The sequence below is a fragment of the Nocardia sp. NPDC004123 genome (genome assembly GCF_053603795.1).
This window is the reverse complement of the sequence record NZ_JBSGGG010000018.1, coordinates 165710-190077: the sequence shown is the minus strand read 5'-3', so window position 1 is coordinate 190077 and position 24368 is coordinate 165710. Positions and strand designations below refer to the sequence as shown.

19 protein-coding genes are annotated in these 24368 nt (G+C 69.8%); 7 read left to right on the top strand and 12 right to left on the bottom strand.

Translation table 11 applies throughout. The annotated features are described in order from the left end of the window. Window positions 1–2: 2 nt before the first annotated feature. The 4 genes from hutI (at window position 3) to hutH (ending at window position 5327) form a co-directional block, all read left to right on the top strand. Window positions 3–1190: an imidazolonepropionase gene (gene hutI, locus ACWEQQ_RS26705; RefSeq protein WP_452350142.1), complete on the top strand. Its 1188-nt coding sequence runs from the start codon at window positions 3–5 to the stop codon at window positions 1188–1190. Then, on the top strand, window positions 1187–2146 hold the full coding sequence (hutG, locus tag ACWEQQ_RS26700) for a formimidoylglutamase (RefSeq protein ID WP_452350141.1): 960 nt from the start codon (window positions 1187–1189) through the stop codon (window positions 2144–2146). The genes hutI and hutG overlap by 4 nt, the downstream gene beginning before the upstream one ends. Before the next feature lie 117 nt (window positions 2147–2263). Beyond that, window positions 2264–3673 (top strand): amino acid permease, encoded by a 1410-nt coding sequence (locus ACWEQQ_RS26695; protein ID WP_452350140.1) that lies wholly within the window; start codon window positions 2264–2266, stop codon window positions 3671–3673. Window positions 3674–3737: 64 nt separating this feature from the next. Beyond that, entirely contained in the window at window positions 3738–5327 is a 1590-nt protein-coding gene (gene hutH / locus ACWEQQ_RS26690) for a histidine ammonia-lyase (protein WP_452350139.1), read from the top strand. An 8-nt stretch (window positions 5328–5335) separates the two neighbouring features. Here the strand turns inward: hutH and ACWEQQ_RS26685 are convergent, their stop codons facing one another. The 6 genes from ACWEQQ_RS26685 to ACWEQQ_RS26660 form a co-directional block, all read right to left on the bottom strand. Next, window positions 5336–6565, bottom strand: coding sequence for an acyl-CoA dehydrogenase family protein (locus tag ACWEQQ_RS26685; RefSeq protein WP_379383748.1), 1230 nt, complete (start codon window positions 6563–6565; stop codon window positions 5336–5338). Window positions 6566–6641: 76 nt separating this feature from the next. Beyond that, window positions 6642–8201 carry an alpha/beta fold hydrolase gene (locus tag ACWEQQ_RS26680; RefSeq protein WP_452350138.1) on the bottom strand — a complete coding sequence of 520 codons (1560 nt, stop codon included), beginning with the start codon at window positions 8199–8201 and terminating at the stop codon, window positions 6642–6644. A gap of 205 nt (window positions 8202–8406) precedes the next feature. After that, window positions 8407–9240, bottom strand: a complete 834-nt coding sequence (locus ACWEQQ_RS26675; protein ID WP_452350137.1) for a class I SAM-dependent methyltransferase — start codon at window positions 9238–9240, stop codon at window positions 8407–8409. A 185-nt stretch (window positions 9241–9425) separates the two neighbouring features. Beyond that, the gene (locus ACWEQQ_RS26670) at window positions 9426–12026 is read right to left on the bottom strand and encodes a DNA translocase FtsK (RefSeq protein ID WP_452350136.1); all 2601 of its coding nucleotides are present in this window, start codon (window positions 12024–12026) and stop codon (window positions 9426–9428) included. A 216-nt stretch (window positions 12027–12242) separates the two neighbouring features. Continuing rightward, window positions 12243–15095: a BTAD domain-containing putative transcriptional regulator gene (locus ACWEQQ_RS26665; protein WP_452350135.1), complete on the bottom strand. Its 2853-nt coding sequence runs from the start codon at window positions 15093–15095 to the stop codon at window positions 12243–12245. 126 nt (window positions 15096–15221) lie between these two features. Then, on the bottom strand, window positions 15222–15839 hold the full coding sequence (locus tag ACWEQQ_RS26660; RefSeq protein WP_452350134.1) for a TIGR03085 family metal-binding protein: 618 nt from the start codon (window positions 15837–15839) through the stop codon (window positions 15222–15224). Window positions 15840–16086: 247 nt separating this feature from the next. On the opposite strand from ACWEQQ_RS26660, the gene ACWEQQ_RS26655 reads away from it, so the two are divergent. Beyond that, window positions 16087–16476: a DUF4189 domain-containing protein gene (locus ACWEQQ_RS26655; protein WP_379398493.1), complete on the top strand. Its 390-nt coding sequence runs from the start codon at window positions 16087–16089 to the stop codon at window positions 16474–16476. 38 nt (window positions 16477–16514) lie between these two features. After that, window positions 16515–17075 (top strand): hypothetical protein, encoded by a 561-nt coding sequence (locus tag ACWEQQ_RS26650; RefSeq protein WP_364614829.1) that lies wholly within the window; start codon window positions 16515–16517, stop codon window positions 17073–17075. Between the two features lie 202 nt (window positions 17076–17277). On the opposite strand, the gene ACWEQQ_RS26645 is transcribed toward ACWEQQ_RS26650, so the two are convergent. Both ACWEQQ_RS26645 and dapA read right to left on the bottom strand, forming a co-directional pair. Beyond that, window positions 17278–19293 (bottom strand): ribonuclease J, encoded by a 2016-nt coding sequence (locus ACWEQQ_RS26645; RefSeq protein WP_452350133.1) that lies wholly within the window; start codon window positions 19291–19293, stop codon window positions 17278–17280. Next, window positions 19290–20198, bottom strand: coding sequence for a 4-hydroxy-tetrahydrodipicolinate synthase (gene dapA / locus ACWEQQ_RS26640; protein WP_452340498.1), 909 nt, complete (start codon window positions 20196–20198; stop codon window positions 19290–19292). Before dapA ends, ACWEQQ_RS26645 begins: the two co-directional genes overlap by 4 nt. A 146-nt stretch (window positions 20199–20344) precedes the next feature. Here dapA and ACWEQQ_RS26635 point away from each other — a divergent pair, with 146 nt between their 5' ends. After that, entirely contained in the window at window positions 20345–20794 is a 450-nt protein-coding gene (locus ACWEQQ_RS26635; protein WP_379383735.1) for a hypothetical protein, read from the top strand. Window positions 20795–20798: 4 nt separating this feature from the next. On the opposite strand, the gene ACWEQQ_RS26630 is transcribed toward ACWEQQ_RS26635, so the two are convergent. From ACWEQQ_RS26630 to ACWEQQ_RS26615, 4 genes are all read right to left on the bottom strand, one after another. Next, on the bottom strand, window positions 20799–21845 hold the full coding sequence (locus ACWEQQ_RS26630) for a hypothetical protein (protein WP_452340500.1): 1047 nt from the start codon (window positions 21843–21845) through the stop codon (window positions 20799–20801). Continuing rightward, window positions 21832–23121 (bottom strand): sensor histidine kinase, encoded by a 1290-nt coding sequence (locus tag ACWEQQ_RS26625; protein ID WP_452340501.1) that lies wholly within the window; start codon window positions 23119–23121, stop codon window positions 21832–21834. The genes ACWEQQ_RS26630 and ACWEQQ_RS26625 overlap by 14 nt, the downstream gene beginning before the upstream one ends. Next, entirely contained in the window at window positions 23118–23816 is a 699-nt protein-coding gene (locus ACWEQQ_RS26620) for a response regulator transcription factor (protein ID WP_354839345.1), read from the bottom strand. The genes ACWEQQ_RS26625 and ACWEQQ_RS26620 overlap by 4 nt, the downstream gene beginning before the upstream one ends. A 76-nt stretch (window positions 23817–23892) precedes the next feature. Beyond that, the gene (locus ACWEQQ_RS26615) at window positions 23893–24345 is read right to left on the bottom strand and encodes a flavodoxin family protein (RefSeq protein ID WP_357006853.1); all 453 of its coding nucleotides are present in this window, start codon (window positions 24343–24345) and stop codon (window positions 23893–23895) included. Between the last annotated feature and the right edge of the window lie 23 nt (window positions 24346–24368).

Genomic DNA, 24368 nt, shown 5'->3' with positions numbered 1-24368 from the left:
ACATGCACAACGAATCCGGGCAGTGGACGGTCATCGACAATATCGGCGCCCTGGTGACCAATGATCCCGAGATCGGCGCGGGCCCGCTCGGCGTGATCCGGGATGCCGCGGTGGTGCTCGGCGACGGCCTGATCCAGTGGGCCGGCCCGCGGACGCGCCTGCCCGAGGGCAGCGCCGGCACCCGGGTCGATCTGGAAGGTCGTGCCGCCCTGCCCGGATTCGTCGACAGCCATGCGCATCTGGTGTTCGGCGGTGAGCGGTCGAAGGAATTCGCGGCCCGCATGACGGGCGCGCCCTACAGCGCGGGCGGCATCCGGACGACCATCGCCGCGACCCGGGCGGCCACCGACACGGCGCTGAGCGCCAATGTCGCCCGGCTGGTCGCCGAGGCCCTGCGGAACGGAACCACCACGATCGAAACGAAGTCGGGCTACGGGCAGACCGTTGCCGACGAGTTGCGGAGCCTCGAGATCGCCGCCCGGCACACGGCGGAGACGACCCTGCTGGCGGCGCATGTCACGCCGCCGGAATTCGCCGGTCGCACCGACGATTACGTACGGCTGGTCATCGACGAGATGATTCCCGCGTGCGCCTCGCACGCCGGCTGGATCGACGTCTTCTGCGAGGAGGGCGCCTTCGACGCCGACCAGTCGCGTGCCGTGCTCGAGGCCGGTATCGCGGCCGGGCTCACGCCGCGGGTGCACGGCAACCAGCTCAGCTACGGCGCCGGCGTGCAGCTGGCGGCCGAGCTGGGCGCGGCCTCGGTCGATCACGTCACCTACACCACCGACGAGGACATCGAGGCGCTGGCGGCGAGCAGCACGGTCGCCACCCTGCTGCCGGGAGCCGACTTCTCCACGCGCAACAAATATCCCGACGCGCGGGCGCTGATCGACGCGGGCGTGACCGTCGCCCTGGCCGCCGACTGCAATCCGGGCACCTGCTACACCACGAGCATTCCGTTCTGCATCGCACTGGCCGTGCGCGAGATGCACATGAGCCCGGACGAAGCCGTGTGGGCGGCGACCGCGGGTGGCGCGGCGGCGTTGCGGCGCAACGACATCGGGCACATCCGGGTCGGCGCGCGGGCCGATCTGATCGCACTGGACGCACCCTCGCACCTGTACCTGGCATACCGGCCGGGAGTGGCGCTGGTGCGCGAGATCTGGAAGGACGGGCACCGGCTGTGACCGCTGTCGATCATCCGCCCGCCCCCTGGTCCGGCCGCGACGACGGCCCGGGCCCGGCACATCTGCGCTGGCACAGCGCGATGTCCCCGTTCACCCCCGAAACCCCGCCCGGGGCAAGCGTTCTGGTCGGATTCCGCAGCGATGAGGGGGTCCGCCGCAACAAGGGGCGGACCGGAGCTGCCGCCGGCCCGGCCGCCCTGCGGCAGGCACTGTCGTCCATGGCGCTACCCCGCCCGGCACGCGTCATGGACGCCGGTGACGTAGCGGTCGAGGACGGGGATCTCGAATCCGGTCAGCGACGGCTGGGCGCGGTGGTCACCGAATTGCTCGACGGCGGGCATTTCGTGACGGTGCTCGGCGGTGGGCACGAGGTGGCCTACGCCAGCTATCTCGGCATCGCCGCCGGGGCCGCGGTCGCGGCCGGTGCACGACTGGGCGTGCTCAACCTCGATGCCCATTTCGATCTGCGTGCCGACCCGACGCCCAGTTCCGGAACCCCGTTCCGGCAGATGGCCGAGGATGAGGCGGCAGCCGGGCGGGTGCTCAACTATGCGGTGCTCGGCATCTCGCAGCCGAGCAACACCGTGGCACTGTTCGACACGGCCGCGACGCTGGGAGTGCGCTATCGGCTCGACGAGGACTGCACCGTCGCGGATTCGCCCGGGGTGCGGGGTTTCGTCGAGGAGTTCCTGGGCACCGTCGATGTCGTGTATCTGACCATTGACCTGGATGTGCTCCCTGCACCGGTCGCGCCGGGCGTCAGCGCTCCGGCCGCGTACGGCGTGCCGCTCGAGGTGATCGAGCGGGTGTGTGACCTGGTTGCGGGCAGCGGCAAGCTGGCGCTGCTGGATGTGGCGGAGCTGAATCCGGAGCTCGATATCGACCACCGGACCGCGCGCACCGCCGCTCGGCTGATCCACCGGATCGTGACTCGGCGCGACGGCCAACTAGATTAGTTGCCGTTGTGTAACTACCCACTCTTGACACAGTTGTATAGACAGCCCTATACATATGTGAACGCACTCACAATCCCTGTCGGGCTGCGTTATGAACAACACCAGGGAGTCCGATCCGTGAAAGACATCTCCTCGACCCTGACCCGGGGTCTGACCGCCCGCCACATCCGATTCATCGCACTCGGTTCGGCCATCGGCACCGGCCTCTTCTACGGGTCGGCCGAGGCGATCAAACAGGCCGGCCCTTCGGTGCTGCTGGCCTACCTGATCGGCGGCGCCATCATCTTCATCGTGCTGCGGGCGCTGGGCGAAATGGCGGTCCGCAACCCGGTGTCCGGGTCGTTCGGTGAGTACGCCAGCCAGCACATCGGTCCACTGGCCGGGTTCATGACCGGCTGGACCTACATCTTCGAGATGGTCATCGTGCTGCTGGCCGACACCACCGCCTTCGGTGTCTACATGGGGTTCTGGTTCCCGGATGTCCCCCGGTGGATCTGGGTGCTGGCGATCGTCTTCTTCATCGGCGCGATCAACCTGCTCAACGTCAAGGTGTTCGGCGAGCTCGAGTTCTGGTTCAGCCTGATCAAGGTGGTCGCGATCATCGCCATGATCGCGGGCGGAACCGCCGTGCTGATCTGGGGATTCGGCATCCATGACACCAGCACCGGCCTGTCCAACCTGCACGCCGAAGGCGGATTCTTCGCCAACGGCGTGGGCGGCTTCCTCGGGTGCTTCGCGATCGTCATGTTCGCGTTCGGCGGTTCGGAGATCATCGGCGTCACCGCGGGCGAGGCGGAGAATCCCGAGCGGACGATTCCGCGGGCGATCAACACCGTCCCCGCACGGATCATGCTGTTCTACGTCCTGACCCTGACCGTGATCATGGCGGTCACGCCGTGGAACCAGATCGGCGACGAGGGCAGCCCGTTCGTGCAGATCTTCAAGAGCCTGGGCCTGGGGTCCGCGGCGACCGTGCTGAACGTCGTGGTGATCACGGCCGCGCTGTCGGCCATCAACAGCAATATCTTCGGCGCGGGCCGGATGATGTACGGCATGGCCCTGCGCGGGCAGGCCCCGGCCGTGATGCGGCGGGTCTCCCGCAACGGTGTGCCGTGGATGACGGTCGTGATCATGGTGTCGGCCCTGCTGGTCGGCGTGATGCTCAACTACCTGATCCCGGACCGGGTCTTCGTGGTCATCGCCTCCATCGCCACCTTCGCCACGGTCTTCGTCTGGCTGATGATCCTGGTGTCCCACTTCCGCTCGCGCCGGCAGATGAGCGTGGAAGAGGCTGCCGCGCTGAAGTTCCCGGTGCCGCTGTGGCCGTACCTGCCGATCTTCGCCATCGCGGGCCTGGCCTTCGTGATCGTGCTGCTCGCCTTCGACGCCGACACCCGGGTGGCGCTCGTCGTCGGAGCCGTGTGGCTGGTCCTGCTCGCCGCGGCCTACCGGCTGTGGTGCCGGCCCGCAACGCAACCCGCACCGGTGGCTCTCACGGACCCGGCGCCCGAAATCGCTCTTCCCTGACCGCACAGCTCTTCCTGAGCGCAGAACTCTTCCCTGACCGCAGATTGGATTGGACAACAACACGATGAACGCGAACACCCTCAGACTTTCCGAGCAGCACGCCGCGGCGGCATCCGACACCGAAGTCGTCGTCGGCGTCGGCGCCCTCACCTCCGAGGACGTGGTCCGGGTCGCCCGTGGCAATGCCACCGTGCGGCTGTCGGAGGACGCGCTCACCGTGATCGCGGCGAGCCGCACACGGATCGAGGCGCTGGCGGCCGAACCGAAGCCGGTCTATGGCGTATCGACCGGTTTCGGCGCCCTGGCCACCCGGCACATTCCGCTGGAACTGCGAACTCAGTTGCAACGCAGCCTGGTTCGCTCGCACGCGGCCGGTTCGGGGCCCGAGGTCGAGCGTGAGGTGATCCGTGCCCTCATGCTGCTGCGGCTGTCCACGCTGGCGACCGGCCGGACCGGCGTGCGCGTGGAAGTCGCCCGGGCGTACGCCGCGCTGCTGTCGGCGGGGATCACGCCGGTCGTGCACGAGTACGGCAGCCTCGGTTGTTCCGGCGATCTGGCTCCCCTGTCGCACGTCGCCCTCGCGGTGATGGGTGAGGGCATGGTCCGCGATGCGGACGGCACGCTCATGCCGGCCGCGCAGGCGCTGGCCGCGGCCGGCCTCGAGCCGGTGGTGTTCGCGGAGAAGGAGGGCCTGGCGCTGATCAACGGCACCGACGGCATGCTCGGCATGCTCGTGCTGGCCTGCCACGACCTGCGCCGGCTCTTCCGCCTGGCCGACGTGACCGCGTCGATGAGCGTCGAGGGCCTGCTCGGCACCGACAAGGTGTTCGCCGCCGACCTGCAGGCCCTGCGCCCGCAGCCGGGTCAGGCGCTCGCTGCCTCGAATATGGTTCGGCTGCTGCAGGGTTCGGGCATCGTGGCCAGCCACGCGACCCCCGACTGCACGGTGGTGCAGGACGCCTACTCGCTGCGCTGTGCCCCGCAGGTCGCGGGCGGCGCGCGCGACACCCTCGCGCACGCCGAACGGATCGCGTCCTACGAATTGTCCAGTGCCGTGGACAATCCGGTGGTCACCCTCGACGGCCGGGTGGAGTCCAACGGCAACTTCCACGGCGCGCCCGTGGCCTACGTGCTGGACTTCCTGGCCATCGTCGTCGCCGATGTGGCCAGCATCAGCGAGCGCCGCACCGACCGCTTCCTGGACCGGGCCCGCAACCACGGCCTGCCGCCGTTCCTGGCCGACGATCCCGGCGTCGACAGCGGCCACATGATCGCCCAGTACACCCAGGCCGCGATCGTCTCCGAGCTCAAGCGCCTGGCCGCGCCCGCGAGCGTGGACTCGATCCCCTCCTCGGCGATGCAGGAGGACCACGTGTCGATGGGCTGGTCCGCGGCTCGCAAGCTGCGTCGCGCCATCGACGGCCTGACCCGTGTGCTGGCCATCGAGGCCCTCACCGCGGCCCGTGCCCTGGATCTGCGGGCTCCGCTGGAACCGTCCCCCGCGACCGCCGCGGTCCGCGACCGGATTCGTGTGGTGGTCGAGGGACCGGGCGCCGACCGCTACCTGGCACCGGAGATCGAAGCGGTCGTGCAGCTGGCGGCCTCGGGCGAGTTGCTGGCCGGCGCCGAATCCGTGGTGGGCCCGCTGTCCTGAGCGCGGGGTTACCCGCCGAGCAGGCCCTTGGCGATGTGGGTGACCTGAATTTCGTTGCTGCCCGCGTAGATCATGAGCGACTTGGCGTCGCGGGCGAGCTGCTCCACCTTGTACTCGGCCATGTAGCCGTTGCCGCCGAAGAGCTGCACGGCCTCCATGGCGACCTCGGTGGCCGCGCGCGAGGAGTACAGCTTCATGGCCGAGGCCTCGGCGAGGGAGACCTTCTCGCCCGCGGCGGTGCGCTCGATGGCGTTGAACACCATGTTCTGCACATTGATTCGCGCGATCTCCATCTCGGCCAGCTTGAGCTGGATGAGCTGGAACTGGGCGATCTCCTTGCCCCACAGCTTGCGCGACTTGGCGTAATCGACACTGAGCCGGTGGCATTCGTTGATGATGCCCAGCGCCAGCGAGGCGATGCCGATGCGCTCGGCGGCGAAAGACTCCTTGGCACTGTCCTTTCCGTCGCCCTTGGCCGGATTCTCGGTTTCGCCGAGCAGCCGGTCGGGGGTGATGCGGACATTGTCGAAGAACAGTTCGCCGGTGGGCGAGGAGTTCATGCCCATCTTCTTGAAGGCGGCGCTCTGGGTGAAGCCCGGCATGCCCTTGTCGAGCACGAAGGTGAGCACCTTGCGGTCGCGACGGTCGGTGCCGTCCTCCTCGTCGAGCTTGGCGTAGACGACGGTGACGTCCGCGTACGGGCCGTTGGTGATGAAGGTCTTCCGGCCGTTGAGGATGTAGTCCTCGCCGTCGCGGCGGACGTAGGACTTCATGCCGCCGAAAGCGTCCGAGCCCGAATCGGGTTCGGTGATGGCCCAGGCGCCGACCTTCTCGAAGGTGACCAGCTCGGGCAGCCAGCGCTTCTTCTGTGCCAGGGTGCCGCGGCTGCGAATGGTGCCGACGGTGAGGCCGAGGCTCACGCCCATCGAGGCCACCAGGCCCAGGCTGATGCCGGCCAGCTCACTGTTCAGGATCACGCCCATGCTGCCGGATCCGCTGAACCCACCGCCGGACTTGCCCGGCTTGTTCTCGGCGCCACCCTCTTCCCGCGCGAAGGCCTTCTCCAGCCCTTCGCGAGCCAACTCGTCCAGTCCGAAGGTCGCGTACAGCTTGCGAATGGTGTCGAAGGGCGGCAGCGCACCACTTTCCAGCTGCTCGACGTTGGGCTTGATCTCCTTGTCGATGAATCCGCGCAGGGCATCGCGGAACATCAGGTCTTCGTCGGACCACTGGTACATGAAGTGAACTCCCGAGGGCTCGCCGGAACGGTTACCCTCGAATATAGAACACGTTCTATTTTGGCCGCCGGTGAGATCAGCCCGGCAGCTCGGCGGGCGGGTTGGGTGTGGTGATGGCCGCGGCCGCAGCCGCCGTGAGAGTGACATCGCCCGATTCGAGATAGCGCACGACCGCCGCGTCGACGGGCGAATTGCCGCGACCGAACGAGCCGTGGTCGGTGCCATCCACCCAGACCAGGGTGCCGTTCAGGGCGGCGGCCATGGCCGGACCGCCCGCGGCGGGGGTGGCGGTGTCGCGGGTGCTCTGCAGCACCAGCGGACGGGTCGCCAGGCCGGTGCCGTCGACACGGATGCGGTCGGACGAGGCGGGCCAGGCTCCGCAGAACGCGCCGGAAGCCTGCAGCCGGGAGAAGAAGGCGAAAATGCTCGCGCCGGAGACGAAGTCACCGATCGCGGCCGGGACCGCGGCCGGGTCCGGGGTTCCGGTGTCCTCGTTGCAGGTGATCGCGTCGTACATCCACTGGCCGGTCGGATCCAAGGCGGTCCGATTGGTCAGGTAGGTGAGGAATTCGGTGTGTTGCGGGTCGGCGCGGTACCGGCGCATCCCCTCGGCGAGATCCGGCCACAGGTTGCGCGAGTACACCGCGGTCGAGGCGGCGGCATAGGTCGGACTGGTCGTGCCGCTCGGATGCCGCACGGTCTGCACCAGATTCGCGATGCGCCCGGAGACCTCGTCCGCAGCGGGCGTCCGTCCCGGGACTGTGAGCGCACCGCCCGCACCGCCGAGCGCCGGATCGAGGCGGGCCAGCCAGCCGCCGCCCTGCGCGTCGACCTGCCGGACCCATTCGGCGGCAACGGCATTGCGTGTGGCGCCCAGGCCGTAGACGGAGTCGTTGCCGGCGATCCAATCGAACAGTTCGGTGAAGCCCGCCTCCCTGGCCCGCCAGCCCTGCGCGAATTGCTCCCGCCAATCCCACTGCGGGTTCACATTTCCGTCCACCACCAGGTGATCGACATGCGGGGCGAACAGGGTGGCGTACGCGGCGCCCAGGAATGTGCCGTACGAGCCGCCGTAGAAATCGATCCGGTCGGCGCCCAGGGCCCGCCGCGCCGAATCCAGGTCGCGCGCCAAGGTTTCGGTGGTGATGGTGCGCGGATAGCCGGGATCGGCGCTCTCGCACGCGGATCGGTCGGTCACCGGAATGACGACCATGGTGGTCGTCCTGCACTGCAGTGGCGTCGCCCACCGCAGCCCGCGCGGCTGCACCGCGATCTCATCGAACTCCCGATGCAGGTCGGGCACTGTCACGTTCCGGGGCGCCCAGAAACCCAGCGCGTCCGCACCCGGCCCGCCCTGGCCCGCGAACAGCACCCCGCGCTTGTGCACCGGATCGCTCGCCGGAATCCGGCTGATCGTGATGTCGATGCGCCGGCCGTCCGGCACTGCGTAATCCATCGGCACCGACAGGCCGGCGCACTCGGCATCGCCCGCCTTCGCCTCGGCCGGGCAAGGCCCCCACAGCAATTCGCTGCCCGGATCGGCGGCCGCCACCGGCGCGATCCCGGTGGCCATCACTCCGCAGGCGGCCGCGGCGGCCGTCCATAGCAACCACCGTGCCGAACGCACTCCACCCATCACTGCCCCTCCCCAAGGCGCGATCGAATCCGCCGCCACCCTACCTCGCATCGAACAACCATGTCCGGCACGGTGATTCCGCCGCACCGTGCCGCAGGCCGGACGGATCGGCCGGTTCGCGAGGTCCGGTCCGGGCAACCGGATCCGGGGCGCAGTGTGCGTGACAGGTTTGACTGTTGCGCGGGAAGTACAGCACCCTGTGCCGCTACGTGTGCTGCGGGCCGTCGAAAGCTCGCTCCGAAAATCGGAGCAGGGTGAGTGAGGGGCGCAGCGCGCGCACGACCGGGGCACTCGCGACCCGGCGCAGCAGTGGGGAGGCCCATCGGCCCCGGCCGGGCGGCGGGATGAGGTCCTCGGACGCAACGACTCCCGGAATTCGAGTGGGCAGCCGGCGCGCCTGACGGAGGGACTGGCTGGACGGCATCGGTGGGGCGGTATAGCGGTTGCTGAGGCGCACCCTGCCCTTCGTCGTCAGCGCGCTGAATACGCGTGGGATGGAATCGTAGAGGAGTATGCCGCCGGGGAAGTGTGCGGCCAGGTCCGCGATCAGCAGGTGGACCTCGGCAGGCGGGAGGTACATGAACAGGCCTTCGGCGGTGACCACCGCGGGGCCGGACGGCACTTCGTCGAGCCAGGACCGGTCGAGCACCGAGCGGGCCAGGCGGGTGATCGCCGGGGCCGGAGGTAGCAGTCGCTGCTGGGCGGCAACCATTTCCGGCAGGTCGAGGGAGAACCAGGCGGCCGCGGGTTCGCCCAGACGCCAGTACGTTGTTTGCAGCCCCTCGCCGAGTGCGACCACCGGCCCACCGGGGTGGGTGGCGAGGAAGTCGGCGATGATCTCGTCGATCACCATCGCGCGCAACGAGTGGACCTGGCTGGGTGGCCCGAATCGCTCGAAGTCCTCCCCGGCCAGTGCACGGTAGAGCCGCACCGCCTCGTCGTCGGCGTAGCCGGAATCCGAGCGTAGCGCCTCCTCGGCCCGGTTGCGCAGCGTCCACAACGCCGTCTCGGGCACGCCCGTCAGTTCGGCTTGGGTCATCTGCCTTCCCTTCCCACCGTGCGTGTTTCGCAATGAAGGCCGAGCGGGGGTGCCGTGATTGGCGGCAGTGGCCGAATCAGCTCGGCGGCTGCGCGTAAATTGTTGCCGGAAACAGTCATACGTGCACTATCCCTGCCGAGGTGTGTCGGTGGATTGAACAAATGTTCCCGGCGAGGACTGAGCGGCTAAAGGCCCTCGGGCTCAGCGTCATCCGAGGCGGGCGGCGCGCCGTCGCCGCCTCGGACGGTCCAGAGGAGGCCGTCGAGTTCGTCGGGTTTGATGAGGACGTCTCGGGCCTTGGAGCCTTCCGACGGGCCTACGACGCCACGGGTTTCCATCAGGTCCATGAGGCGGCCGGCCTTGGCGAAGCCGACGCGGAGTTTGCGTTGCAGCATGGAGGTGGATCCGAATTGGGAGGTGACGACCAGTTCGATGGCCTGCAGGAGGAGGTCGAGGTCGTCGCCGATGTCGGGGTCGACGTCCTTCTTCTCGCCGGCCTTGGCGGCGGTGACGCCCTCCTGGTAGTCGGGTTCGGCCTGGGTCTTGGCGAAGTCGACGACGGCGGCGATCTCCTCGTCGGAGATGAAGGCGCCCTGCAGACGGGTCGGTTTGCTTGCGCCCATGGGCAGGAACAGGCCGTCGCCCATGCCGATGAGCTTCTCCGCGCCCGGCTGGTCCAGGATGACGCGCGAGTCGGTCAGCGACGAGGTCGCGAAGGCCAGGCGGGACGGGACATTCGTCTTGATCAGACCGGTGACCACGTCCACCGAGGGCCGCTGGGTGGCCAGCACCAGGTGAATGCCTGCGGCACGGGCCTTCTGGGTGATGCGGACGATGGCGTCCTCGACGTCACGCGGCGCGGTCATCATGAGGTCGGCGAGCTCGTCCACGATGGCCAGGATGTACGGGTAAGGGCGGTAGACCCTTTCGCTGCCCAGCGGCGCGGTGATCTGGCCGGACTTCACCTTCCGGTTGAAGTCGTCGATATGGCGGACCTTGTTGGCCTGCATGTCCTGATACCGCTGCTCCATCTCCTCCACCAGCCAGGCCAGCGCCGCCGCGGCCTTCTTGGGCTGGGTGATGATGGGGGTGATCAGGTGCGGAATGCCCTCGTAGGGCGTCAGTTCCACCATCTTGGGGTCGATGAGGATCATGCGGACCTCATCGGGGGTGGCCCGGCACAGCAGCGAGACCAGCATGGAGTTGACGAAGCTCGACTTACCCGAACCGGTCGAACCGGCCACCAGCAGATGCGGCATCTTGGCCAGGTTGGCCGCCACGAACTCGCCCTCGATGTTCTTGCCCAGACCGATCACCAGCGGATGATGGTCGTTGTGGGTGCTCGAGGCCTTCAGTACGTCGGCCAGGCGCACCAGTTCGCGGTCCGCGTTCGGCACCTCGATGCCGACGGCCGACTTGCCCGGAATCGGCGCCAGCAGACGGACATTCTCGGTCGCCACCGCGTAGGCGATATTGCGGGCCAGGGCGGTGATCTTCTCGACCTTCACGCCGGGGCCCAGCTCCACCTCGTAGCGGGTGACCGTCGGGCCGCGCACGAAACCGGTGACCGCGGCGTCGATCTTGAACTGCACCAGCACCTCGGTGATGGCCTCGATCATGGATTCGTTGGCCGCACTGCGCTTCTTCGGCGGCTCGCCGTCGGTGAGCAGCGACAGCGACGGCAGCGTGTAATCGCCGTCCACCTCACGGTCGGTGACGAACTCCAGCTGCTGCGGCTCCGGCGGCGGCGGGGTCTGATCGACGACCTTCGCGATGGCCTTGCGCGGCTTGGGCTTCGGCTTCTCCTCCGGCGCGGCGATGTCCTTGGCGTCCTGCAGCGGCGGCTCGCCGATGATCTCGGTGACCGCGTCGGAACCTGAGAACTCGTCGGTCGGATAGTTCTCCGACGGCGTACGGCCGCGGCGCTTGCGCACCTCGGGCCGGTGCATCGGGAAGCCGTCGGCGTCATAGCCGTCGGGGTCGTAGAGGCCGCGTTCCTCGGAGTAGCTCTCGTATTCGTCGCCGCCCGCGCCGGTGCCGAAGATCTCCCGCAGCCGGGCGGGCACATCCCGCACCTGGGTGCCGGTGATCAGCAGCAGCCCGAAACCGATGGCCAGCATGAGCAATGGCACCGCCAGGAAGGCGCTCAGCCCCTGACCCAGCGGACCACCCACCACGTAGCCGACGAATCCGGCGGCGTGCGCGCGACCGTGCGCGTCGGACGGCGAACCCGCCGCCAGATGCCACAGACCCAGCACCGGCAGCCCGGCCAGCAGACCGCCCAGCACCAGCCGGGGCCGGATCTCCGGCTGCGGCTCGGTCCGCATCAGAATCACCGCGATGGCCACCGCCACGAACGGCAGTGCCGCCGAAGCGGATCCGGCCACCGCGCGCACCACGGCATCCACCCAGTGCCCGACCGGACCGCCCGCCGACATCCACACGGCCGCCGCGATCACGAAGGCGAAAGCCACCAGCCCCAGCGCGATCCCGTCGCGCCGATGCCCGTGCTCGATCTCCCCGGCCCGGCTGACCGCCCGCGTCGTCGCGCCCAGCCCCCGCGCCATCATGGTCCAGCCGCTGGTGACGCCCCGCCGAACCACCGCCAGCGGTGCGGTATTCGACCCGCGCCGCGGAGCGGGCCGCCGGGCCGGCGCCTTCCGTCCCGCTCCCCCGCGCCCCTTCGCGGGGGTGCGTGGGCTGCGAGCGCGGGCCTGTGCAGGAGCCTGCCCCCGCGTAGCCGCCGCTCGCGAACGTGACGTTCCGGTGCGGGCCTTACCTGCCATGCGTCCCAGGCTAGCCGCAACAGCACCACCCGGACCATCCGCAACACCCGGCCCACCCGAATCAGAAACCGTGGCGCTCACAACCAAAAACCCACGCCGACGGCGGGATTACCCGCCTCGAAGCGGCCCGAAACCACCCGTCACACCACGCCGTGCCCGGGCTGTACCGGCCCATTCGCGCGCCGGAAAACCGCCACGGCCTGCAGCGGGGCTGGATCAGCGAGTCGCGGGGAGGGCGGTCCAGGTGGTGAGGGCGGTGTCGAAGTCGGGGATCTGGGTGCTGGCGGTGCGGTAGCACTCGGCGGCGTCGAGGGTGCGGCCCAGGCGGCGCAGAGCCGTGTAGCGGACCAGGAGATTGTGGGTGTGGGCGGCACCGCCGGCCGAGATCCGGGTGGCCTCGGCGCGTTCGGCGTGGTCGGCGGCCTGGGCGTAGCGGCCGGCGGCCAGGTCGGCGCGCGCGGCGCGGGCGTGGATCACCGATTCGAAGCGGGTGTTGCCGAAGCGGCGGGCGGTGACCAGGGCGGCATCGAAAAGGCGGGCGCCGCGGTCGGCATCGCCCTCGCTGCTGAGAATCCAGGCGGCCTCGGTCAGGCCCCACACCACATTGCGGCGCACCCCGGACTCGTTGTCGCCGACCACCGCCCGGGCCGCGGCGGCCAGGGAGTCGCGGTTGCGGCCGGCCGCCGAATAGGCCCGGGCGAGCAGCGAATACGCGACGCGGACACACTCGGAGCTGTCGGCGCGCCGGTAGTAGGTGAGGGCGGTCGCGAAATGCGTTGTGGCGCGTGCCGGGTCGCCGTCGTGCAGAGCGAGCACGCCCGCGAAGCCCTGAATCGCGCCGGAGGTCCAGGGATCGATATCCGGATCGTCGTCGGCGAGCAGCCCACGCACGTGGACGGCCGCCGCGTGCGGCTCTTCCAGTTCCGCGGCCAGCGCGAAGACCAGCGTCAGCCGGGCCCGGCGGGCGGCCACCATGTCACCGTCGGAGGTGATGGCCTGCACCAGCTCTTCGAGAACCTTGACCAGGTCGACAGTGGCGTCACAGGCCAGCCCCGTCTCGGCGACGGTCAGCGCCAGGTCCGCCGCCAGCACCCGATGCCGGGGTGTCCCCGCGACCGCCAGCCGGTAGACGGCGGCCAGATTGCGGCGCTCGATGGTGAGGAAGCCGCGGGTCGAGTCCAGATCGTCGAGGCGGGTGCCGGGGTGCCCGGTGGGCGCGAGACGCAGCCGCAGGCCCGGATGCCGGACGCGCAGCACCGTTTTCATGGTGGCCAGGTAGTAGTCGAGCAGGCGGGCGGTGACATCGAGTTCGCGCTCGCGATCGGGACGGCCGAGCGCGAACAGGCGCATCAGATCGTGATAGTGGTAGCGGCCCCGGCCGACCGATTCCAGCATGCCGCGGTCCACCAGCTCCTCGCACAGGTCCTCGGCCACCGATTCGACGGTATCGAGGACCGCGGCGGTGGCGGCCAGCGAGAGCTCGGGCAGATCCGCGACGGCGAGCAGCCGGAAGGCGCGCGCCGTGTCCGGCGGCAGTTGCTCGTAGCCCGCGTGGAAGGCGGCCGTCAGCGCCAGGTCCCCGGCCCGGAAGCGGTCCAGGTCATGGCGTTCGGCCGCGAGCCGGTCCGCCTCCGAGACCACGGTCCACTGCGGCCGGGCCGCCACCCGCGCGGCCACGATGCGCACCGCCATGGGCAGCAGGCCGCACAGTTCCACGATGCGGCGCACCGCCTCGGGTTCGGCCGCCACTCGCACCGCGCCGACGATGCGGGTGAACAGGGTGACGGCCTCCTCGGGTTCGAGCACCGTCAGAGCCGCGGAGCGCACGCCGGGGAGGGCGGTGAGCGGGCGGCGCGCCGTCACCAGCACCGCGCAGCCGGAGTCCCCCGGCAGCAGCGGCGCGACTTGCGCTGCGTCGCAGGCATTGTCGAGCACGATCAGCAGGCGGCGGCCGCTGCTGGCGGACCGGAACAGCGCGGCCCGCTCGGCGACGCCGACCGGAATCTCCTTCTGCGCCACGCCCAGTGCGCGCAGGAACGCGCCCAGCACGTGCTCCGGTTCGGCCGGCGTCGCGCCCGCGCCGAACAGATCCATGTACAGCTGGCCGTCCGGGTACAGGTCCCGGATGCGGTGTGCCACATGCAGAGCCAGCGCCGTCTTCCCGACCCCGCCCATCCCGGAGATGGCCACGATCGGCCGGGTCGCGCCGAGCACGCCGCACAACTCCCGCACCAGATCCTGACGACCGGTGAAATCGGCTGTGTCGGGCGGCAATTGGGCCGGCCTGGGCGCGACGACGGCGATCGGCGCGGTCTCCGCTGCCACAGTGGGCAGCTCGTCGGCCAGGATCTGACGGTGCAGCTCCGCCAGCGCCGGACCCGGCTCGATGCCCTGCTCGGCCACCAGCAGCCTGCGAATGCGCTGATATTCCTCGAGCGCCTCGGTGCGGCGGCCCGCCCGGTAGAGGGCCGTCATCATGAGCCCGCGCAGCCGCTCGCTGTGCGGATCACCGGTGATGAGCGCGGCCAATTCGGCCATGGCGTGCGAGAAGTCGCCGCGTTGCACGGTGAGCTCGAGGAGATCCTCGGTGAGGACGCGATGCAGCCGCCGCAGCCGCGCACGTTCGGCCGCGGCCCACGGCCCGGGCACGCCGGTCAGCGGATCACCGCGCCACGCGCCCAGTGCGTCACGCAGCGCGACGTCGGCGGTCTCCAGGCAGCCGGCGGCACGCGCCTCGGCCGCCTCGCCACGCAACCGGTCGATGCGGTCGACATCCAGGTGCAGCGGCCCGTCCAGGCGATAGCCGCGCGCTTCCGACGACAGCGACACGGACTGCTGCACGGCCAGATGCTTGCGCAGCGCCCACGCGTAATTCCGGAGCGCGCCCACCGCCGAGCTCGGCCGCTCGGCACCCCAGATGCCGTCCACCAGTTCCTCGACCGAGACCGTGCGCCCGCGCGCGCACGCCAGCATGGCCAGCGCCGCCTGCTGTTTGGGCGGCATGGGCGGAATCGGCACGCCATCGGCCGTCAACTCGACCGGTCCGAGAACCGCCAGTTGCCAAGACATTGCCTACCACCTCATCACACACGGGCCGCTGCCGAGGACGCAAGCTACCGCTCGACGCGTGATCGTTTCATGACCGGTGGGCGCGCTGCCACTCCCGCCGGGCGGGCGGTCGCGACGGCGGACGGGTCAGACGCTGCGGTCGAGGGCGTGCACCAGTGCCACGTCGTCCGGAGCGCCGGTGGCCTCGAGCCGGACGGCATTGCGGCCGAACGCATGCAGCAGCAGCTCCGAGGGCGGCCCGGCCAGCACCACGGTGCGGTCACCGGCCTGGCGGGCGACGGTGCGGCGGCCGTCGGGCGTGGAGAGCGCGACAGTAACCGGTGATTTGCGATATGCCATGCGCGCCAAGCCCGTCAGCACCTTCCAGAGCTGGTTCTCATCGGCGGCGGACAGCGTGCGCGGCTCCCAGCCGGGCGCGGCGCGGCGGACGTCCTCGTGGTGGACGAACATCTCGGTGGTGTTCATCAGCGAGTCGACCGGGCGCAGCAGCAACGGCGGGCCGCTGCGCACTTCGTCGAGCAGGTCGGCGAACGGGCGCTGGGTGACCTTGCGCTGCACGCTGTCCAGATAGGAGGCGAAGGGCTTGAGCAGGATTCCGGGGGCGGCGTCGGGGCGGCGTTCCCGGACGACCAAGTGCGCGGCCAGGTCTCGGGCCGTCCAGTCACCGCACAGGGTGGGCGCGTCCGGGCCGGCTTCCGCCATCGCCTGAACCAGGGCCTGGCGCTCCCGTTGAGCCAAAGTCATAAGGGGAACCTTAATCGGGGATGTCGGAATGCGCACGACGGCGTTAAGGGAACCACCCGGTCCTTCATAAGGACGGCAGTTGATCGTGATCGCGGCTTCCGGTTGTGCCAGTGCGGCCGGCGGCGACGCCGCGCTCGAGGACACCGCACAAAACACAGATCCGGGTTGGCGTCAACCTTTCCGTATCGGTAGCTTGATCCCTCGGTCCATAGGGTCGTGGATTCGAAAGCACAAGAAGGGCAACACTTTGAAGAAGATTGTCAGCGGCGCAGCCGTGATGGTCGCGGCCGCCGGCTCCCTGCTGGCCGCGACCGCGGCTCCGGCCAATGCCTACCAGGACTACTACTACGGCGCCATCGCGCTGTCGCCGTCCACGGGTCATATCGGCTACTCCTACGACTATTCCGACAGCCCCTCGGCGCAGAACGCCGCCATGAGCTCGTGCCCCCAGGCCGACTGCCACATCGTGGCGCGCTTCGCGAACGGCTGCGGCGCGATCGCCTACTCGTCGCGCGACGGCTACTACACCTTCGGCGCGGCCTCCTCGCGCAGCGCGGCCAAGAGCCAGGCGCTGGGCCGGAACTCCGGCGACGCCACCATCATTCACTGGAACTGCACCACCGGCTACCAGCTCTGATCCGACGGCGCCATTCCACAACAACGGGGAGAATTTCGTTGAAGCACACCATCTTTCGCGCGACCGCCGCGCTGATGCTGGCCACCTCGGCCTTCGGCCTGGTCGCCTGCAGCAAGTCCGATGACAGCACCAAGGCCGCGTCCACCACCTCCGCGGCCGCCCCCGCCGGCAAGTTCGACGGCAGCACCGAGGGCGATGGCAAGATCACCGGCGCGGCCCCCGCCCCCACCACGGTCGCGGATCTGCCCAAGCCGAGCGTGCAGGAACTGAACGACAAGGTCACCAAGGCGTTCGACCCGTCCATCGACTCCAAGACCAAGACCGACTGGATCGAGGACGCCGCCCTCGACCCCCAGCTGGCCCAGAAGCTGGTCGACGCCGCCAAGGCCAACAACGTCACCATCAAGATCACCAACGTCGGCGACCCGGCGAACGGCAAGCTCAAGGCCGACGCCGACGTCACCATCGACGGCAAGCCGGTCCAGAACGCCACGGTCTCCTTCGTCGCCGACGGCAGCGACTGGAAGATCGACCACAACTACGCCTGCAGCATCGTCAAGGCCGCGAAGCTCGATTCGGCCGCCTGCCAGGATAAGTAAACTCGTGTAGTTCCCGCCCCCGGCGGAGTGCCGTCTCCGGACGAGGAACCCCCGGCGGGAGACCCGCCCAGTTTTGCCGCCCCCGACAGCAGCACCGTCGGGGGCGGAGCTGTGTTCGCAGCGGATTCGGCCGTGCGACAAGCGAAACCGCCCGAGCAGCGGAATACTGCTCGGGCGGTTGGGTTTTCGGTTGGGTGCCGGGTCAGACGCCGATGACCGTGGGGACGATCATGGGGCGGCGGCGGTAGACTTCGGCCACCCAGCGGCCCACCACGCGGCGGATGGACTGGGCGATGCGGTGGGTGTCGGTGACACCCTCGACCGCCAGGCGGTGCAGTTCGTTCTCGACGAGTTCCTGAGCGCCGGAGAGCGCCTCGGGGTCGTCGGAGAAGCCGCGGCCGCTGACCTCCGGCGTGCTGACGGCCTTTCCGGTGGCCGAGTCGACGGCGACGTTGATGGAGATGAAGCCGCCCTCGCCCAGGACCAGGCGGTCGGAGAGGGTGGACTCGCCGACGTCGCCGACCGACAGGCCGTCCACGTAGACCTGGCCGACCGGGACGCGGCCGGAGATGGTGGCAATGCCGTCCACCAGGTCCACCACCACGCCGTTCTCGGCCAGGATGACCCGCTCCTCGGGCACGCCGGTGGCCACCGCGAGCGCGCCGTTGGCGCGCAGGTGCCGCCACTCGCCGTGCACGGGCATGGCGTTGGTCGGGCGGACCGCGTTGTAGAGGTAGAGCAGCTCGCCCGCCGAAGCATGGCCGGAGACATGGACTTTCGCGTTCTGCTGGGTGACGACCGTGGCGCCCAGGCGGGCCAGGCCGTTCACGACCGCGAAGACCGCGTTCTCGTTGCCGGGGATCAGCGAGGAGGCCAGCACCACCAGATCGTCCGGGCGGATATTGATCTGGCGGTGGTCGCCGCGCGCCATGCGCGACAGCGCCGACAGCGGCTCACCCTGCGAGCCGGTGGAGATCAGCACCAGCTTGTGCACCGGCAGGTTGGCGGCCTGATCCAGGTCGACCACCAGGCCGTCCGGGATGTCCAGGTAGCCGAGGTCCTGCGCGATCTGCATATTGCGGACCATGGACCGGCCCACGAAGCACACCCGGCGGTCGTAGCGCTGCGCCACGTCCACCACCTGCTGGATGCGGTGCACGTGAGAGGCGAAGGAGGCCACGATGACCCGGCCCTTGGCCTTGCCGATCACATTGTCGAGCACCGGGCCGATCTCGCGCTCGGGCGTCACGAAGCCCGGCACCTCGGCATTGGTGGAGTCGACCAGGAACAGGTCGACGCCCTCGTCGCCCAGACGGGAGAACCCGGCCAGGTCGGTGAGGCGGCCGTCGAGCGGCAGCTGATCGAGCTTGATGTCACCGGTGTGCAGCGCGATGCCCGCGGGCGTGCGGATGGCCACCGCGATGGCGTCCGGGATCGAGTGGTTCACCGCGAAGTACTCGCAGTCGAACGCGCCGTGCTGGGTGCGCTCGCCCTCGGTGACCTCGATCAGGTTGGGCTGCAACCGATGTTCGCGGCACTTGGCCGCCACCAGGGCGAGGGTGAACTTCGCACCGATGACCGGAATGTCGCGCCGCAGGCGCAGCAGGAACGGCACCGCGCCGATGTGATCCTCGTGACCGTGGGTGAGGATGACCGCGGCGATATCGTCCATGCGGTTCTCGATCGGACCGAAGTCGGGCAGGATCAGGTCGACGCCGGGCTGCTGATCCTCCGGGAACAGCACACCGCAGTCGACGATCAGCAGCTTGCCGTCGTACTCGAAAACGGTCATGTTGCGGCCGATTTCACCGATGCCGCCGAGCGCGAACACCCGCAGGCCGCCCTTGGGCGCCTTGGGCGGGGTGCCCATCGCGTGCGGGTCGCGCGGGGCCGGGGCCGGCTCGCGATCGCGGCCGCCCTGCCGGGACCGGCCGCCGCCGCGTCGGGTGCGGTCACCGCCGCGGCCGCCACGGCCGCCACGCTCCCGAACCGGTTCGGCCGCAGCCGATTCCGTGCGCGGGGCGGCGGCCTTCACCGATTCCTGCGGCGCGGCAGCGGCCTTCACCGATTCCTGCGGCGCGGCAGCGGTGCTCGCCTGCGCGGCGGGTTCGGCCTGGGCCGGAGCCGGCGCGGGCTGCACGGGAGTCTCCGCAGCCGGGGCGGGCGCACCGGCGGCGCGGCTGGCGGTACGGCGGAGGCGACGAGCGGGGCCGGTCATGCAATCACCCCGGCCGCGCGCAGGTCCACCGCGAGTTCGTCGAGTTGATCCTGGGTCGGCATGAGTTGCGGCAGCCGTGGTTCCCCGGTCTCGACGCCGAGCAGGCGCAGCGAACCCTTGGTCATGGCGACGCCGCCGAGGCGGGCCATCGCCCGGTTCAGCGGGGCCATGCTGACATTGATCTCTCGGGCCCGCTGCACGTCGCCGGCGCGGTAGGCGTCGATCAGGGCGCGCAGGCGGTCCGGCACGAGATGGCCGATGACGCTGATGAATCCGGTCGCGCCGACCGACAGCCACGGCAGGTTGAGCACATCGTCGCCGGAGTAGAAGGAGAGCCCGGTCTCCGCGATCAGCTCGGCGCCGGCGCCCAGGTCGCCCTTGGCGTCCTTGACCGCGACGATGCGCGGGTGCTCGGCGAGCCGGCGAATGGTGTCGGTGGCAATGGGAATCACTGAGCGCGGCGGAATGTCGTAGAGGGTGACCGGCAGGTCGGTCGCGTCCGCGACGGCGGTGAAGTGGGCGAACAGGCCGTCCTGGCTGGGACGCGAGTAGTACGGGGTGACGACCAGCAGGCCGTGCGCGCCCGCGCGCTGCGCGTTGCGGGCCAGTTCGATGCTGTGCGCGGTGTCGTAGGTGCCGGCGCCCGCGATGACGGTGGCACGGTCGCCCACGGCGTCCACGACGGCATGCAGCAGATCGAACTTCTCGGACTCGGTGGTGGTCGGCGATTCCCCGGTGGTGCCGGAGATGGCGAGCAGATCGACGCCACGGTCGATCAGGCGGGCGGCCAGCGCGACACCGGCATCGACGTCGAGCTTGCCTTCGGCGGTAAAGGGGGTCACCATCGCGACACCTACTGTGCCGGACGCGTGCAGCTCGGTTCGCGTCGATTCACCGTTCGTCATAGTCAGAAGGCTACAGCCTCGCCGGAACGGGATTTGCATCGTTATACCCGAACCGCGCCCGGCGCGATGGCGATTCGCGTCAAGCGACCGCTTCTGGCGTCAGAAGTTTCCTTGAATGACGTCGGAGACGACGTCACACTGGTGTCATGGATCTCAACAAATACACCGCCCAGCTGCGCGAGAACCTGATTGCCGCCGCGGCACTCGGCGATGAGAAAACCCAGGCTACAGCCGCCGCCCTGGCCGCCGCCACCGAGAACTCCGCCCGGCTGGTCCTGCTGGCCGCGCTCTCGGAACTGGCCGCCGAGGTGAGCACGACTCTCCCCGACCGCACGGTGCACGTGTCGGTCGACGGGACCGATGCCCACATCGACGTGCGCAAGACCGCGGGCGAGGAGGAACACCCCACCTTCGACGAGGTCACCGGTGATATCAGCCGGGTGACACTGCGGCTGGTGGAGCAGATCAAAGCCCGTGCCGAGGAGGCGGCCGCGCAGAGCGGGCAGTCGCTGAACTCGTGGCTGTCGACCACCGTGCAGTCCGCGCTGCGCGACCAGATGAAGCGGGGTGGCCCCGGCCGCTGCGACGCACCGTGACCGATCAATCGGTGATGGTCGTGACCTTGCCGTCGGTGTCGATCTCGGTGCGGCGATCCTCGTCGGGGGCCGTCGCCAGCACCGTGGCCAGTACGTGACGGCCCAGCGGCAGCACCCGGACCGTGATGCGGCCGGCGTTGATGGCGTCGAGTTCCCTTGTGGCGGCATCGATCACGCGCTTGCGCACCCATTCGGGGACGCCCGCGAAACCGCCATCGTCGAGGAGCACGACCTCCACGCCGCGCGCCCGCGCACCCCGGGCCGCACCGCTGAGCTCGTCGGTGACCAGCTGCGGTGCGCGCAGGCCGTCGCGGAGTTCGGCTTCCAGCAGCCGGCATTCCTCACGTTCGGCGGCGGTCAGCTCCGCACCCTCGGCGATGCGTTCCAGGATCGGCCGGGCCACCCGGTCCAGGCGGGCGAGCTGACGCGTGCGCTCACTGTCCGCGGCGGCCATGGTGGCCTCGGCCGCGGCCCGCATCATGGCGTCCTCGCGCAGGATGCGCAGTGACCGCTGCATAGGGCGCATGACCGCGGTGAACACCGAGATGGCGGTGACGGTGCCGACCGGGACCAGCGAGCCGACCAGGGTGCCGGGTTGCAGATGCGAGCCCAGACCGAGAGTAACCAGCACCGTCGCGACGGCGATGACGCCGAGCCACGCGGTGCGAATCCGCCCGCGCAGCACCAGGACCGCGAGGACATAGGACGAGGCGAAGGCCGACCACACCGACTCGTTCGGCAGATCGTGGGTGGGGGTCATGACCGTGAGGGCGGTGGCGACCGGCGGTGCGGCCGCAGCGTACAACGCCACCGGGATCGGCAGCGGGTCCACGGGAATCGCGGTGACCAGCGCGCCCGCGCTGAGCATGAGCACGAGACTCGCGAAGGCCGCCCACGGCGGTGACTGGCCGAAATTGCGCATCATGTACAGCGCGATGACGGCCTCGAGGATGAGCAGGAACAGCCAGGCGGTGCTGCCGCGCAACCCGAGCAGATCGCGCAGCCCGAACCGGGGTTCCAGGTCGATACCGGAGCTGTCAGCGTGAGCCATCGCCACCCCATACCAGTGTCACGGTGGTGCCCTCGCCCGGCTGGGATTCCACGAACGCCGAGCCGCCGGCCAGCTGGCGCATGCGGCCCAGGATGCTCATGGAGATGCCGAGGCGGTCGGCGGAGACGGCGGCCAGGTCGAAACCCGCGCCGTCATCGCTGAAGACGATGCGAATGCTGCCCGCGCTGACCGTGGCGGTGACGGTGCGGCGCACCTCCCGGCCCGGAACGGCGGCGTGCCGCAGGCTGTTTCGCACCGCCTCGGTGAGCGCGGCGGCAATGGTGCTGGCCGAGTGCACGGGCATGCGCAGATCGTCGTAGCCGGGCCAGGTGCGGGTGGCGAAACGGACGCTCGGATTGATCTCCTGCACCGCGGCCCGCAGGAACAGCACCGCCGAGCGGGCGTCGAGCAGATCGGGATCACGCTGGGCGCCGCGGCATGCGTCGAGCTGCTCCAGGGTGCGTTCGGCCTGCCGTTGCAGCACATCGGATTTGGTGCCGGCCCGGGACGCCTCGAGCAGCGTGGAGAGCACGGCGTCGTGGATGAGGGCGGCGAAGCGAGCGCGCTCCCGGTCGCGGGACTGGGCGGCGGCCTGGGCGGCGGCGCGACGGCTGGTGATGGCGGATTCGCGGTCGACCCGGGCCGCGGCGCCGGTGGCGGCGGTGCCGCACCAGACGAACAGGGCCGCCAAACCCGCTGAGCGCAGGAAGTTCTCGGTCACATGCTGCGGGGTGACCGAGCTGAGCGTGTACACGGTGGCCAGCGCCGCCGAGGTCGCGGCGGCCAGCAGATAGATCACGGTCACCCGGCTGGACCAGGCCAGCACCGCCGCGGTGACCGCCAGCGCGGTCACCCGGTACGGCCACACCGTGGTGGCGTCCACGGTGTGAATTTCCAGCCCGAACGGGATGGAGGCCAGGGCGCCCAGGAAACTCAGTGCCGCACAGCCGCAGACGAAGCGGATGGCCCGCGGACCCGACACCGCCGACACCACGGCGATGATCGGATACCAGCCGAAGGCCAGCATCACCGCGGTCACCGTCCACCAGCCCGGCGCGTAGCGGCCCTGTTCGGCCACCTCCGGCAGTTCGACGCCGCCGACGATGATGCCGGCGATGCCGATGGAGATGCCCAGCCGCCGCATGATGCGGTCGTAGGCGGCGGTGGCCGGGTCCTCCCGCATGCTGAGGCGGGCGCGCAGGCGCTGGGTGAATGCCGCGAGGGACGGCATCGGCCGGGGTGCGGCCGGGGATTCCAGGGTGCCCGAGGCCGTCATGTCCGCGGATTCCGCTCGGGAACGGGCAGCCACCCGTCCTCGACGGCCCGCTTGTACAGATCGGTCTTGGTGGGGGCCGGGCGGCCGGCGTCGGCGTACTTCTGCCGGATGCGGCCCAGATAGTCGTTGACGGTCTGCTCCGACAGGCCGGTCATGCGGGCGACCCGCGAGGCCTTCTCCCCCGACGCGTACAGCTGCAGCACCTGCTGCTGGCGCGGGCTCAGCCCGACATCGGACAGCTGCGGGTCGCCGTCGATGGCGGCGGCCCAGTCGGTGGTCACCACCTGTTCGCCGTGCGCGGCCCGGCGTACCGCCGCGACCACGGTCGGCATGTCCTCGGACTTGCGCACCACACCCAGCACGCCCGCCCGGGCGGCCGACCGCACCAGGAACGGATTGTCCGCCCCGGTGAACACCAGCACCTCGATCCCCCGCGCCCGCAGCGCCCGCACATTGTCATCGGGCGAGGACCCGTCCGCGAGCCGCAGATCCAGCACCACCAGATCCAATCGCGGCCCCGCCGACAGCAATTCCGCCACGGTCCCCGCCGTGATCACCAACTCCAGATCGGCTTCCGGGGCCAGCATGGCCGACAACCCGATCGCCACCGACTCATGGTCCTCGACCAGCCCGATGCGGCGTATCCCCGACTCTTGCGCCTCCACGGCGGCCGTCACCTCTTCCCACACTCCCAAGTGACGTTCCCCGAGAACGCCCCCACGAGTATGACGGGCGAGCCGCCGAATATGTCAGCCACCAGAAATCGGGGGCTCAACCCATCAGCTGTGCGGCGATGGTGGCCCCCAATTCCCAGCAGCGCTCGATCTCCGCCTTCTCCGGCTTCGCCAACACGATCACCGGCGCGGCCGCTTTCTCCCAGCCGAGTCCGGTCGTCGCGCTCTCGACACTCCGTTCGGCCCCCTCGGTCCCTTGATTCCCGTGGATGTACAGCCCGTAGGGCCGGCCCCGGGTCGAATCCAGGCACGGGTAATAGAAGGTGTCGAATGCGTGCTTGAGCGCTCCGCTCATATAGCCGAGATTCGCGGGCGTCCCCAGCAGGTACCCGTCCGCCGCGAGCACATCACTCGCCGTCACGCCCAGGGCGGCCCGCCGTACGACGTCGACCCCTTCGATCTCGGGATCCGTGGCGCCCGCCACCACCGCCTCGAACATCTCCTGCATGAACGGCGACGGCGTGTGATGAATGATCAACAGAGTCGGCACGTCCCGAGCCTAACCCTCCTTTG

Excerpts from the sequence above, each read along its gene's own strand:
- ACWEQQ_RS26635 (WP_379383735.1), top strand. The coding sequence starts at position 20,345 with ATGGATCTCAACAAATACACCGCCCAGCTGCGCGAGAACCTGATTGCC.
- ACWEQQ_RS26685 (WP_379383748.1), bottom strand. The coding sequence starts at position 6,565 with ATGTACCAGTGGTCCGACGAAGACCTGATGTTCCGCGATGCCCTGCGC.
- ACWEQQ_RS26675 (WP_452350137.1), bottom strand. The coding sequence starts at position 9,240 with ATGACCCAAGCCGAACTGACGGGCGTGCCCGAGACGGCGTTGTGGACG.
- ACWEQQ_RS26630 (WP_452340500.1), bottom strand. The coding sequence starts at position 21,845 with ATGGCTCACGCTGACAGCTCCGGTATCGACCTGGAACCCCGGTTCGGG.
- ACWEQQ_RS26645 (WP_452350133.1), bottom strand. The coding sequence starts at position 19,293 with ATGACCGGCCCCGCTCGTCGCCTCCGCCGTACCGCCAGCCGCGCCGCC.
- ACWEQQ_RS26660 (WP_452350134.1), bottom strand. The coding sequence starts at position 15,839 with ATGACTTTGGCTCAACGGGAGCGCCAGGCCCTGGTTCAGGCGATGGCG.
- ACWEQQ_RS26665 (WP_452350135.1), bottom strand. The coding sequence starts at position 15,095 with ATGTCTTGGCAACTGGCGGTTCTCGGACCGGTCGAGTTGACGGCCGAT.
- dapA (WP_452340498.1), bottom strand. The coding sequence starts at position 20,198 with ATGACGAACGGTGAATCGACGCGAACCGAGCTGCACGCGTCCGGCACA.
- ACWEQQ_RS26625 (WP_452340501.1), bottom strand. The coding sequence starts at position 23,121 with ATGACGGCCTCGGGCACCCTGGAATCCCCGGCCGCACCCCGGCCGATG.
- hutH (WP_452350139.1), top strand. The coding sequence starts at position 3,738 with ATGAACGCGAACACCCTCAGACTTTCCGAGCAGCACGCCGCGGCGGCA.
- ACWEQQ_RS26670 (WP_452350136.1), bottom strand. The coding sequence starts at position 12,026 with ATGGCAGGTAAGGCCCGCACCGGAACGTCACGTTCGCGAGCGGCGGCT.
- hutI (WP_452350142.1), top strand. The coding sequence starts at position 3 with ATGCACAACGAATCCGGGCAGTGGACGGTCATCGACAATATCGGCGCC.
- ACWEQQ_RS26680 (WP_452350138.1), bottom strand. The coding sequence starts at position 8,201 with ATGGGTGGAGTGCGTTCGGCACGGTGGTTGCTATGGACGGCCGCCGCG.